The sequence below is a fragment of the Enterococcus sp. AZ167 genome, from assembly GCF_051714025.1.
Taxonomy (GTDB): Bacteria; Bacillota; Bacilli; order Lactobacillales; family Enterococcaceae; genus Enterococcus_D; species Enterococcus_D casseliflavus.
In genome coordinates, this window is record NZ_JBIORB010000001.1 from 26332 (window position 1) to 38664 (window position 12333).

Sequence of the window (12333 nt, forward strand, 5' to 3'; positions counted from 1 at the left end):
TTTTTATGGGGGTTTACCTGAACAAAAAAATCCATTCAGACAATCGTCTAAATGGATTCGATCCTATACCAAGCGTAAACGTCTATTGGCAACCATTTAGAAGATTTTCTACATGGCTGCAAGTTCAAGTTAAAATGCTTTAGCCATCATAGATACAAACAAAACTCGTTTTTGGTTTGCATCCATAATGTGATATGAATACAAACTATCTAAAGTAGCTAAAGTAAAAGGTATTCAGTTGTGGGGATACGGTCGTGTTTAACATAAAAAGTTCCTCCAAACTTGAATTGATTTTAGTATAGACAAAAAAAAGCGTACTGTCAAATGTTTTTCCTGAATTATCTGAAAATTTTTGAATAACATGCAGAAAATGTTTGGAAAACAAGTTTTGTTTCAATCATTTTCAAAGAAAGAAAAAAAACTTTGTTCCTTCAAGCTTTTTAGCTAAAAAAGAAGCAAAGTTTTTTTCAGGGTCATTCGTTTTCTTCTTTATAATAACGAATGGTATTTTTGATTTCACGAATACTATAAAGCAGATCATCTTCGAAGGATTGATCTTGATCGATATCGATCGTCTCATTGAACATCGCTTCGTATTCAGCGATCGTTAGTTTTTGACGGTCATCGAGCAACGCTTGGTGGGCCGCTTGCGCCAACTGTTTTTCATAGCCAGGTACCAACAAGCCGCTGAAAAATTCAGCAACCGCTCCAGATCCGTAGCTAAATAATCCGATTCGATCATTTGCTTGCAGGCTAGAGGAATTTTCCAATAAAGAGATCAAGCCCAGATACAGTGAACCAGTATACAAGTTGCCGGTACGACGACTGTAAACGATTGATTCTTCATAGCGAGCCATCAGGCGTTTTTGTTCTGTTTCATCTTCTTCGGCAAAAACAGCCAACAAGGCTTTTTTACCCATTTTTGTATAAGGGATATGGAAGCTCAAAGCCGCATAATCTTTTGCTGTCCGCTGATTTTTTTCGCAATGGGCTTGCCAAACTTGTTTGAAAGAATCGATATAAACGGCATTTGACAAATGACCATCTACCATTGGATATTGATGTCCTACTGGACGCCAAAAATCATAAATATCTTGCGTCAACATCAAATTATCATTTTCAAGCTGCAAAATTGCTGGATCCGCCGAGATCAACATAGCAACAGCTCCCACACCTTGAGTGGGCTCGCCACCAGAAGCTAAGCCATAACGGGCGATATCTGAAGCCACGACCAAAACTTTGCTTTGTGGATTGGCTTGTACATGGGCTTTGGCAAATTGTAAGCCCGCCGTTGCGCCGTAACACGCCTCTTTGATTTCAAAGGACCGTGCAAATGGCTGGATACCTAATAGGCGATGCAAAACCACTGCCGAAGCTTTTGATTCATCGATGCCAGATTCTGTTCCGACGATCACCATATCAATTGCTTGTAAATCTTCTTTCGAAAGGATATCTTTTGCCGCGTGCATGGCAAAGGTGACGATATCTTGTGTTTTTTTATTGACCGCCATTTGATCTTGACCGATCCCGATCGTAAATTTATTCGGGTCTACCTCTCGGGCGTGAGCTAGATCAACCATATCTATAAAATAGGGGGGGACAAAAAAATTTATTTTATCAATACCAACGTTCATTCCGTCGCTCCTTTATGTTCTACATACTTAGTAGGCTACACGTTCTAAGGTATCATATTTTTTGAAAAAAATGAAAAAGAATTGATTAGAATTTAAACTTTATTAAAGAAAGTAGAAAAGGGTGCGACAACCGAATGTGGGGTATTCTTTTTTGGAGAATTTAATGATATATTTCAAGAGGAGGTGACGTACGTGGAAGAAGTTGTCATTATCGACGCACTAAGAACGCCAATTGGCAAATACCATGGGTCATTAAAAGAATATACAGCGGTAGAATTAGGAACAGTCGCTGCAAAAGCCTTGTTGGCAAGAAACCAACAAGCAAAAGAACATATCGCACAAGTGATTATCGGAAATGTGCTACAAGCAGGCAGTGGTCAAAATCCAGGACGCCAAGTTTCCTTGCAAAGTGGACTTTCCTCAGATATTCCAGCCTCAACGATCAACGAAGTATGTGGTTCGGGAATGAAAGCGATTCTAATGGGGATGGAGCAAATTCAATTGAACAAGGCATCCGTCGTATTGACTGGTGGGATTGAAAGTATGACGAATGCGCCGCTCTTTAGTTATTATAACAAGGCGGAAGATCAGTATTCAGCCCCGGTGTCAACAATGATGCATGACGGATTAACAGATGCATTCAGTAGCAAGCCAATGGGACTGACGGCTGAGACGGTAGCAGAAAGATACGGGATCACTCGCAAAGAGCAAGATGAGTTTGCCTACCACTCACAAATGAAAGCTGCCAAAGCGCAAGCAGCAAAGAAATTTGATCAAGAGATCGTGCCGTTGACTGAAAAATCGGCGACCGTTCTTCAGGACGAAGGCATTCGCGCCGCTACGACAGTCGAAAAATTAGCTGAATTAAAAACAGTTTTCAAAAAAGACGGTACGGTGACTGCTGGGAACGCCTCAACCATCAATGATGGGGCGGCCATGGTCTTGATCGCGTCAAAAAGCTATTGTGAAGAGCATCAGATTCCTTATCTGGCAGTGATCAAAGAGATCGTCGAAGTCGGTTTCGCCCCAGAGATCATGGGAATCTCACCAATCAAAGCAATCGATACGTTACTGAAAAAGCAAGCACTGACGATTGAAGATATCGGTATTTTTGAGATCAATGAAGCCTTTGCAGCTTCTTCGATCGTAGTAGAACGTGAACTTGGTTTGGATCCGAAGAAAGTCAACCGTTACGGCGGGGGCATTTCACTGGGACATGCCATTGGAGCGACTGGCGCGCGGATCGCAACGACCGTCGCTTATCAGCTAAAAGACACCCAAGAGCGCTATGGAATCGCCTCTTTGTGTGTCGGTGGCGGATTAGGGCTAGCGATGCTGTTAGAAAATCCTTCGGCGACAGCAAGTCAAACGAATTTTGATGAAGAGTCGGCATCAGAAAAAACAGAAAAAAAAAAGTTTTACGCCCTCGCGCCTAATGAACGATTAGCCTTTCTTGAAGCACAAGGAGCGATCACAGCAGCAGAATCCTTGGTTTTTCAAGAAATGACGCTAAACAAGGAAACTGCTAATCACTTGATCGAAAACCAAATCAGTGAAGTAGAGATCCCGTTAGGCGTAGGGCTGAACCTGCAGGTGAATGGCAAAGCATACAATGTCCCGTTAGCCACAGAAGAACCCTCGGTGATCGCAGCGATGAGCAATGGAGCAAAAATGGCTGGGCCCATTACAACGACCAGTCAAGAACGTTTGCTTCGAGGCCAGATCGTCTTTATGGATGTTCAGGATCCGGAAGCGATTTTGGCAAAAGTTGAATCCGAGCAAGCAACGATCTTTGCAGTGGCGAATGAGACGTATCCTTCCATCGTGAAACGCGGCGGTGGATTGCGAAGAGTGATCGGTCGGAACTTCTCGCCAGCAGAATCTGACTTAGCAACCGCTTATGTGTCGATCGATTTAATGGTTGATGTCAAAGATGCGATGGGCGCCAATATCATCAATTCGATTTTAGAAGGAGTGGCAGAGCTTTTTCGAAAATGGTTCCCAGAAGAAGAAATTCTCTTTAGTATTTTAAGCAATCTCGCTACGGAATCGTTAGTAACAGCCACTTGCTCGGTACCTTTTGACAAATTGAGCAAGACCGGAAATGGCAGACAAGTTGCCGGAAAAATTGTTCATGCAGCTGATTTTGCCAAGATCGATCCATATCGTGCCGCTACCCATAACAAAGGGATAATGAATGGCGTTGAAGCGCTGATTTTGGCTACCGGAAACGACACTCGCGCCGTTTCTGCCGCTTGTCATGGCTATGCTGCCCGTAATGGCCGCATGCAAGGGTTGACTTCCTGGACCATCATAGAAGACCGTTTGATTGGTAGTATCACACTGCCGTTGGCGATCGCCACAGTCGGGGGTGCCACAAAAATATTGCCAAAAGCCCAAGCTGCGTTGGCATTGACTGGTGTTGAAACGGCGAGTGAGTTAGCTTCGCTGGCGGCAAGTGTCGGGTTGGTTCAGAATCTGGCAGCGTTGCGAGCATTGGTTTCAGAAGGTATCCAGCAAGGCCATATGAGTATGCAAGCCCGTTCATTAGCTATTTCAGTTGGAGCAAAAGGAAACGAGATTGAACAGCTTGCAGCTAAGCTGCGAGCTGCGACTCAAATGAACCAAGAGCAAGCCCGTAAATTTTTAACCGAAATACGCAATTAAAAAAGGTTCTCTAGGCATTTGTCTAGAGAACCTTTTGTTTATCGTTTCGAAATCGCCGTGTGGGCATACGCCTCGATCAATGGAATGACTTCTAATTTTACTTTGTATTTGCGCTCTAGCGCAGTTTCGATGGTAAAAGTATCACTTTCTGTTTCAGAAATCGTTGCTAGAACACGATCTTCTTTCGGGGAAGCTTCGATCACGATCGTTTCTCCTGAAGATTGTTTGGCAGAAAATTTAGGGAATGCTGCAATTTTTTCAGCAAATGCTGAAAAAGTCATTGTGTCGTCAGCAGTATCAGCCATTGTTTCAGTTGCTTTTTCTACTTCTTTAGTTGATGCAGAGGTAGTCGGTGCAGCCGCTTCAGATGGTGCTGATTCTTCCTTCACTTTCGCTGGTTCTTTTGCAGGAGCGGGTGCCGCACTTTCTTGCGTATTGGTCGGCAACCAGTAAGCAGCGATCTCATCGACTAAGTTATCGCTGAAACGATCAAGCAAACCAGCTTCTAGCCGTTGGATTCGTTTCACAACGATCTTGAAATTTTCATCTAAAGGAACAGCGATTTTTTGCTCTTTTGGCGTTTCCTTCAACAATTCAATCAATAATTCCTCTTGGTTTTTAGGATTGATATACACAGTCGTCGGAAGGTCAAACTTATCTGCTGTTTTGCGCTCGATCGCTGTAAACAACTGTTGTCGAGCTGTTTCATAAGACGGGCGGAATTGTTGTTTCAATTTTGCTAATTGTTTCTTTTTCATAATCTTCTCCTCTCGATCACTATCGATTATAAGGAAAATTTGCAGAAAAGAACAGTGATTCTCATGAAAAAATACAAAAAAATTTATATACTTCCTGAAAAAACACCAACGCTGCTAAAAAAGCGGCGCTGGTGTTTCTACTAGATCATTGATTTGATGGTACTTAGGCATCAGGACCAAAAGGTCATTTTCTCCAGTGGCGACTAAGTAGTTTTCCCAAAGAAAAAAGCGTGGTTCCCCAGTAAGTTTCTCGGTCAGCATCTGCTGATAGTCGCTGGTCGTCCATTGACGTGCTGGAAAGTGTTGGACTTTGTCTGGCCAAACGAGAAAAACAAAATCAGCATGTAAGGCTTTTTGAACAGCAGGGGAGAGGTGATTCAAATCAGTTTTTTTCATAGGCTTCTCCTTTATAGAGAGTGAAATTAAAACCCTGTCGTATCTGGATTGGTCGCTTTCCCAACCACACCATCTAATTGATCGATCGTTTTCATGTCCTCTTCAGATAGCTCAAAATCAAAGACGTGAATGTTTTCTTCGATCCGACTTGGTGTGACTGATTTTGGTAATGGCAAGAAACCATGTTGTAAAGACCAGCGTAATGCAACTTGAGCGATTGATTTTTGATGCTTTTCAGCTAATGCTTTCATTTCTGGTACATCAAAGATCTTCCCAGTACCTAATGGGCTGTATGCTTCAAGCAATACATCGTGTTCTTGGCAATAAGTCACGACTTCTTCTTGTAACTCGCCAGGTGCAAGGAAAATTTGATTGACCATTGGGAAGATAGTCGCTGTTTTTTTCAATTCTTCAAAATGATGTGGTAAGAAGTTGCTGACGCCGATCGCTTTGATTTTACCTGCTTGATACAACTCTTCAAAAGCACGCCATGTTTCTGCGTTCGCTGTTTGCCAATTGTCGCGAAAAGCCACTGGATTTGGCCAATGGATCAAGAAAAGATCGATATAGTCTGTTTGTAATTTTTCTAAAGATTCTTCAAAAGAGGACATCACAAGATCATAAGAATGGTTCGCATTCCATAATTTTGTAGTCAAGAAAAGCTCTTCGCGGGGAATGCCGCTTTCTTTGATCGCTTGACCAACACTGGCTTCATTTTTATAGCCTTGTGCTGTATCAATATGGCGGTAACCTACGTCCAGTGCTTTTTTGACTGATGCTACGGCAACGTCGCCGTCTGGTGTTTGCCATGTGCCAAAGCCTAGCTCAGGGATGGTCACATTGTTTGATAACGTATAGCTGTTCATGTTCATTCCTCCGTTTTCTGTGATACTTCTAGTTTAGCAGACGAGGCAGGAATTTCCAATGATTGCACCTTTTAAAAAGAAAGCGAATGTTGAAGGAAAATGCCGATTCGCTCTTGTCAGTTCGCCTATTTATTTTGTACACTAGACAAATGGATAAGGAGCGTAACCAATGGATATTTATTTGAAACATGCGATTTTACACATTGTGGACCGTCAAACAGGCGATCCAGTTTTTTCTCAAGTTGAACTTGATTTAACAACGGAATACATTCGTGATTATTTGACGAAGAAAATACAGAAACTTGCTACACCGCAAACCAAAACAGGTCGTTTACTCGAAACTTCAACGATCGCTCAATTGGTCAAACAAGCACCAGACGACTTTATCGCAGCCAGTGAAGCGATCGTGCAACGCTGGTATGAAGCGTACAAGGAAAGTGAAGATGCGCCAAGTGCGGATGCGTTTGTCGTCTTATATGAATTAGATACAAGAATGCAGCTGGCTTTTTTGAAGGTCAATTATCAAGATGGCTATACGCATTTTATTGATAATGGGGAGGCTGGGATCGAAAATAATTTGATTTTGCATCGTGCCTTACTAGCAGGTAAAACCCAAAAGGCAGATGAAGGGATCACGATCGATGTGGAGAGCTTAGACTTTGAACTGATTGAAAAGAAATATAGCTTTTCAGGTGAAAAATACGCCTACTTTTCAACAAAAGTCATTGATGCCGAACCGATCCCATCTTTAGAAGAAAATGTCAAAGTCATCAAAAAAGTAGCCGAAAAAATTGGTCAGAAATTTGAAACACCCACCTATAACGTCGTTGCCGATTTGAAAGAAGCGGTCTACGATACGATCGAAGAGTCTGGTCATATCGATGTGAGTGAAGTGGCGCAAAAAGTTTTTAAAGACAATATTACTGCTCAGCTTTCATTTCAAGAAGAAGTGGTTGAAAAAGGATTCGTCAATCAAGCACCGATGATGCGGGATGTTCGTGAAATCTCGGAGAAAAAATTTGGTAAGCAAAAACTAAAATTATCGAATGGAATCGAATTGATCGTTCCTTTGGATGTTTACCGAGATCCGAATTTGATCGAATTTATCAATAATCCCGATGGCACGATTTCCGTAACGATCAAAAATGTAGAAGAAGTGATCAATCGGATGTAACAAGAGCTGTTTCTAAGCAGACGATGGCAGAACAAGTACAAAAAAGCGGCTCTTTGTCAATAATGAAAATGGAGCTGAAGAATCAATTCTGATTCATCAGGCCCATAATTAATAGAGCACAAAAAGCAGGGCGTCCTCATTTAGAAAGAGGACGCCCTGCTTTTTTACAGACGCTTGCTTGATCGACAGCAGCAATTATTGAGGGGTCAACTTTTCGAGAGCCGCTTGAGGAACGTCTTCTTCAGAAACTTCTTCCCAGCTTATAACGCCTTTGTTTGGATTGACCAATAGTTTCAAATAGGCGCCTTCTTTCAAAGGAGCGGAACGATGTTCATTCATTTTGACCGTTTTGACGTCACCAGAGGCGCTGTAGGCTGTTTGTGTATAACGATAGATGTTTTCAACGACCCCCTCGTCACTGACCTCGGTATCGTGTTCCCCCGCATCGTTGATAACTGTATAGTAGTCACTTCCACCATAGTAATAATCATAAGTAAGGAAGCAGCCGCCAAGGAAAATTGCTGTAAAAACCAGCGCTGCAATGATTTTCTTCACATTTCTCACCTCATCTTCTATTATTCATAAAAACTAGGCTTGCGTCCAATGGATCACAAAAAGCAAAGAAATTCTTAGGGATTAGTTGCCGAGACCTCTTGCTTGACTTTGACTAATTTTGACCTATAATAAGGGTAGATTTAAACTTACAAAAAATAAGTTAATCCTTATCTCTTTGGAAGCGTAAATCGCAAAAATATGATTCGAGTCAACCAACGACTCAACTTTCTCTAGGAGGGAAACAATATGGCAAAACAACATTATGATCGTAGCAAACCCCATGTCAACATCGGAACGATTGGACACGTCGACCATGGGAAAACCACCTTGACTGCTGCAATTACGACAGTTCTTGGGAAAAAAGGGCTTGCCAATCCGCAAGATTACGCAAGTATCGACGCGGCTCCTGAGGAACGCGAACGTGGTATCACAATCAATACTGCTCATGTGGAATATGAAACGGAAAAACGCCACTATGCCCATATCGATGCACCGGGACACGCGGATTATGTGAAAAATATGATTACAGGGGCTGCTCAAATGGACGGCGCAATCTTGGTCGTATCAGCGACAGATGGCCCAATGCCACAAACACGGGAGCATATTTTGCTTTCTCGTCAAGTGGGTGTGAAACATTTGATCGTCTTTTTGAATAAGACGGACCTTGTCGATGATGACGAGTTGATCGATTTAGTTGAAATGGAAGTCAGAGAATTGCTGACTGAATATGATTTTCCTGGCGACGACATTCCTGTGATCAAGGGCTCTGCGTTAAAAGCCTTGGAAGGTGACCCAGATGCTGAAGCAGCGATCTTAACGCTGATGGATACAGTAGATGAATATATCCCAACGCCTGAACGAGATACTGACAAACCATTGTTGTTACCGATCGAAGATGTCTTTTCGATCACAGGACGGGGAACCGTTGCTTCTGGTCGGATCGATCGCGGCATGGTAAAAGTCGGGGATGAAGTAGAAATCGTCGGAATCAAACCTGAAACACAAAAAGCAGTCGTGACAGGGGTAGAAATGTTCCGCAAAACGATGGACTTCGGAGAAGCTGGCGATAACGTAGGGGTATTGTTACGGGGCATCACCCGTGATGAAATTGAACGTGGCCAAGTGTTAGCAAAACCAGGTTCTATCACACCGCATACGAAATTCCAAGCGGAAGTCTATGTGTTGACAAAAGAAGAAGGCGGTCGCCATACCCCATTCTTTAATAACTATCGCCCACAATTTTACTTCCGTACAACGGACGTAACTGGGAATATCGTTTTACCAGAAGGAACGGAAATGGTGATGCCTGGTGACAACGTAACGATCGATGTGGAATTGATCCATCCGATCGCTGTAGAAAATGGAACGACCTTCTCGATTCGTGAAGGTGGACGAACAGTCGGTTCTGGTATTGTTACCACGATCGAAAAATAATGATGAGTGAAACAGTGCTTCCTTTTGAAGAAGCGCTGTTTCCTTTTTCTTGTCGAAAGATCGCCAATCCCTCGGTCAGCTTAGGATTGCTTGTTTTTTTCTAAATAATCTTGTGATTTTATTAAGGATTTTTTAGGAGAGAAAAAATTCTAGTCAGCCCGTTCATTTCATAGTACGATAGATTCTGACTTAGAAAAGATGGGATGTATTTGATGAGAAAAATTCGACGTTTCCTAGGATTTATACTGAAGCTGGCCCTCGTGCTGCTGCTGATCGGGGCAGGGGTTTGGGTCTATCGAAACTACACGGCATTGAAAGCTGTCTATGCGTATGAAGAAGCAATCGCGCAACAGACGCAAGCCCACGACATCTCTGAATATCAGTCATTAGCCATGAGCATCATGCTGACGGAGTCAAAAGGACAAGGCAACGACCCGATGCAAAGTTCTGAAAGTGTTTATGGAAAACAAAATCAGTTCGATACGCCAGAACAAAGCATCGAACAAGGTGTTTCCTATTTAGCTGAGTTGATTGAAAAAGCCGAGCAAATGAACTGTGATCTTTGGACCGCCGTACAGGCGTATAATTTTGGTACAGATTATATTGATTATGTCGCTGGCCGAGGGGGAGTGAACACCTTAGAGTTAGCAGAAACATATTCCAGAGAGGTTTTATCTCCATTGTTAGGCAATGATACGGAACAAACCTATCGTTACTGGGGCATCCAATCCGTATTTTATAATGGTGGTCACCTGTATCATAACGGCGGCAATTTATTCTACGCTGATTTAATAAAAATGAATCAATGGAAGATCAATGTTACGGCGCGTTTCTTTTCATAAGCGTTGTAAAATAAGTGAAACAAAAAAGCTTGAAATACAAATAAAATATGGTAAAATCATTATGAGTGATTCTGTCTAATTATTCTTCGCACTGATATCTATTAGTGCGTTTTTTTACCTAGTAAACCGATGAATACTTACCAAATGGAGGTGAGTGGATGGCACGAATTCCTCAAACGGTCATTGACGACATTCGCGAACGTAGCAATATCGTCGATATCGTGGGACAGTATGTCCAGTTAAAGAAGTCTGGAAAAAATTATTTTGGTTTGTGTCCGTTCCATAATGAAAAATCACCTTCTTTTTCCGTTGCAGAGGACAAACAAATTTTTCATTGCTTTGGTTGTGGTCGTGGTGGAAATGTGTATGGTTTCTTACAGGAGCTTGAAGGGATCAGTTTTCCAGAAGCAGTCGTCAAAGTAGCAGAAATGAACGATATTCCTCTTGATCCGCAATATCAGCAGTCTGAAGGCATCAATGAAGCGACCTCACAAACGAGTCAATTGATTGCGTTACATGAAAAAGCCGCCGAAGTCTATCATCACATGTTGGTGAATACGGCTGCTGGACAAGAAGCACTTGATTATTTATTAGATCGTGGATTGACGATGGCACTGATCGAAGAGTTCAATATTGGCTTTGCACCGAATGAACGCTCGTTTTTGGAGAAAGTTTTTTTGAATGAAAAAGCCAAAGCAGAGTTTTTTCCTGATACAGGACTCTTTGTTCAGCGCAACGATGGCTCACTGGCGGATCGCTTTTACCAGCGAATCATGTTTCCGATCCGCAATCCTCAGGGGAAAACGATTGGTTTTTCTGGTCGGTGGTTAGCAAGCGAAAAAGTCGGTGATCAAGACCAACCAAAATATTTAAATAGTCCTGAAACGATTCTTTTCAATAAACGCGAGGTTCTTTTCAACTTTGACAAAGCGCGACGAGCGATGCGTAAAGATGGCCAAGTGTATTTATTTGAAGGATTTATGGACGTGATCGCCGCTTGGCAAGCAGGGATCGAAAATGGGATCGCCTCGATGGGGACCAGCCTGACCAATCAGCAGATCGCCCACATCGAGCGAGTGGCACAAGAAGTGATTCTTTGTTACGATGGAGATAGTGCAGGGGTTGAAGCCACGAACCGTGGGATCGATCTTTTGCAAAACAATAGCCGCTTGAAATTATCTGTGGTTCGAGTGCCGGAACGGATGGACCCAGATGACTATTTGCGCAAATATGGGACAGAAGCTTTTTATAAATTAGCTGTACATGGGAAAGAAACCGTCTTTGCTTTCAAAATGGATTACCATCGAGCGAATCGAAATTTGGCCAATGAGAAAGAGCAGCTAGATTATGTCCAAGTCGTTTTAAATGAATTACAGCGGGTAGATTCTTTGTTGGAGCAAGACCGTTATTTGACTCAGCTGTCCACAGAGTTCAACTTGAGCCGTGAGACCTTGCAGCAGCAGCTCAAGCAAAACCGGCAAGAGCAGCAGCCGCGGCAAGATGCACCGCCGCCAGCGCCAACAACCAATCCTATGGTCTTCACGCCGCCTACGCGGCAGCAGCCCAAAACACAGGTAGAAAAAGCACAAGAATTATTATTGTACCGTTTGTTTCATGACAGTACGTTAAACCATCGCTTTCGAGCGAGTGGCATATCCTTTATCCATGATCGTTACCAACAGCTTTATCTGCTGTTTGATGCGTATATGGAAACAGAAGAACACTTTGTTTTAGCAAAGTTCTTAGATTTTTTAAAAGAAGATTCAATGAAAAAAATGGTGATCGATATTGCAGATCTTAAAGCTTCTGAGGAAGGGACTGAACAAGAATTTCAGGACATTCTGCAGGTATTTCAAAAGTCGGGCATTGCTGAAGAAATCAATCAAAAACGAATCCAGCAGCAAGAAGCAAGACAAAAAGGAAACCAGCAATTAGAACTTGAACTTGCGATCGAAATCATTGATTTGACCAAACGGTTGAAACAAGCTAAATAGCGAACTGAAAGGG

General features: G+C 42.5%; 10 protein-coding genes. 5 read left to right on the forward strand and 5 right to left on the reverse strand.

The window, feature by feature from the left end; translation table 11 throughout:
* Nucleotides 1–473 precede the first annotated feature (473 nt).
* On the reverse strand, nucleotides 474–1634 hold the full coding sequence (locus tag IGJ05_RS00175; protein WP_010749215.1) for a hydroxymethylglutaryl-CoA synthase: 1161 nt from the start codon (nucleotides 1632–1634) through the stop codon (nucleotides 474–476).
* A 192-nt stretch (nucleotides 1635–1826) separates the two neighbouring features.
* On the opposite strand from IGJ05_RS00175, the gene IGJ05_RS00180 reads away from it, so the two are divergent.
* Nucleotides 1827–4301, forward strand: coding sequence for a hydroxymethylglutaryl-CoA reductase, degradative (locus IGJ05_RS00180; protein ID WP_225001222.1), 2475 nt, complete (start codon nucleotides 1827–1829; stop codon nucleotides 4299–4301).
* Nucleotides 4302–4339: 38 nt separating this feature from the next.
* Here IGJ05_RS00180 and IGJ05_RS00185 read toward each other — a convergent pair whose 3' ends face one another.
* The 3 genes from IGJ05_RS00185 to IGJ05_RS00195 all read right to left on the reverse strand — a co-directional run bounded on the left by IGJ05_RS00185 (nucleotide 4340) and on the right by IGJ05_RS00195 (nucleotide 6327).
* Entirely contained in the window at nucleotides 4340–5059 is a 720-nt protein-coding gene (locus tag IGJ05_RS00185) for a hypothetical protein (protein WP_225001223.1), read from the reverse strand.
* Between the two features lie 114 nt (nucleotides 5060–5173).
* Nucleotides 5174–5455, reverse strand: coding sequence for a hypothetical protein (locus IGJ05_RS00190; RefSeq protein ID WP_015510084.1), 282 nt, complete (start codon nucleotides 5453–5455; stop codon nucleotides 5174–5176).
* A 26-nt stretch (nucleotides 5456–5481) separates the two neighbouring features.
* Nucleotides 5482–6327 (reverse strand): aldo/keto reductase, encoded by an 846-nt coding sequence (locus tag IGJ05_RS00195; RefSeq protein WP_375352071.1) that lies wholly within the window; start codon nucleotides 6325–6327, stop codon nucleotides 5482–5484.
* Between the two features lie 163 nt (nucleotides 6328–6490).
* Between IGJ05_RS00195 and IGJ05_RS00200 the strand changes: the two genes are divergently transcribed.
* On the forward strand, nucleotides 6491–7495 hold the full coding sequence (locus IGJ05_RS00200) for a nucleoid-associated protein (protein ID WP_005229284.1): 1005 nt from the start codon (nucleotides 6491–6493) through the stop codon (nucleotides 7493–7495).
* 195 nt (nucleotides 7496–7690) lie between these two features.
* On the opposite strand, the gene IGJ05_RS00205 is transcribed toward IGJ05_RS00200, so the two are convergent.
* Entirely contained in the window at nucleotides 7691–8050 is a 360-nt protein-coding gene (locus tag IGJ05_RS00205) for a YxeA family protein (RefSeq protein ID WP_015510082.1), read from the reverse strand.
* Nucleotides 8051–8296: 246 nt separating this feature from the next.
* Between IGJ05_RS00205 and tuf the strand changes: the two genes are divergently transcribed.
* The 3 genes from tuf to dnaG all read left to right on the forward strand — a co-directional run bounded on the left by tuf (nucleotide 8297) and on the right by dnaG (nucleotide 12320).
* The gene (gene tuf, locus IGJ05_RS00210) at nucleotides 8297–9484 is read left to right on the forward strand and encodes an elongation factor Tu (protein ID WP_005229289.1); all 1188 of its coding nucleotides are present in this window, start codon (nucleotides 8297–8299) and stop codon (nucleotides 9482–9484) included.
* Nucleotides 9485–9696: 212 nt separating this feature from the next.
* Nucleotides 9697–10326, forward strand: a complete 630-nt coding sequence (locus IGJ05_RS00215; RefSeq protein WP_225001225.1) for a lysozyme family protein — start codon at nucleotides 9697–9699, stop codon at nucleotides 10324–10326.
* Between the two features lie 158 nt (nucleotides 10327–10484).
* Nucleotides 10485–12320, forward strand: a complete 1836-nt coding sequence (gene dnaG / locus IGJ05_RS00220) for a DNA primase (RefSeq protein WP_231472943.1) — start codon at nucleotides 10485–10487, stop codon at nucleotides 12318–12320.
* Nucleotides 12321–12333 lie beyond the last annotated feature (13 nt).

What these genes read in the sequence shown, in the direction of transcription:
- IGJ05_RS00195 (WP_375352071.1), bottom strand. Translation starts at nt 6,327, where the DNA reads ATGAACATGAACAGCTATACGTTATCAAACAATGTGACCATCCCTGAG.
- IGJ05_RS00190 (WP_015510084.1), bottom strand. Translation starts at nt 5,455, where the DNA reads ATGAAAAAAACTGATTTGAATCACCTCTCCCCTGCTGTTCAAAAAGCC.
- IGJ05_RS00175 (WP_010749215.1), bottom strand. Translation starts at nt 1,634, where the DNA reads ATGAACGTTGGTATTGATAAAATAAATTTTTTTGTCCCCCCCTATTTT.
- tuf (WP_005229289.1), top strand. Translation starts at nt 8,297, where the DNA reads ATGGCAAAACAACATTATGATCGTAGCAAACCCCATGTCAACATCGGA.
- dnaG (WP_231472943.1), top strand. Translation starts at nt 10,485, where the DNA reads ATGGCACGAATTCCTCAAACGGTCATTGACGACATTCGCGAACGTAGC.
- IGJ05_RS00185 (WP_225001223.1), bottom strand. Translation starts at nt 5,059, where the DNA reads ATGAAAAAGAAACAATTAGCAAAATTGAAACAACAATTCCGCCCGTCT.
- IGJ05_RS00200 (WP_005229284.1), top strand. Translation starts at nt 6,491, where the DNA reads ATGGATATTTATTTGAAACATGCGATTTTACACATTGTGGACCGTCAA.
- IGJ05_RS00215 (WP_225001225.1), top strand. Translation starts at nt 9,697, where the DNA reads ATGAGAAAAATTCGACGTTTCCTAGGATTTATACTGAAGCTGGCCCTC.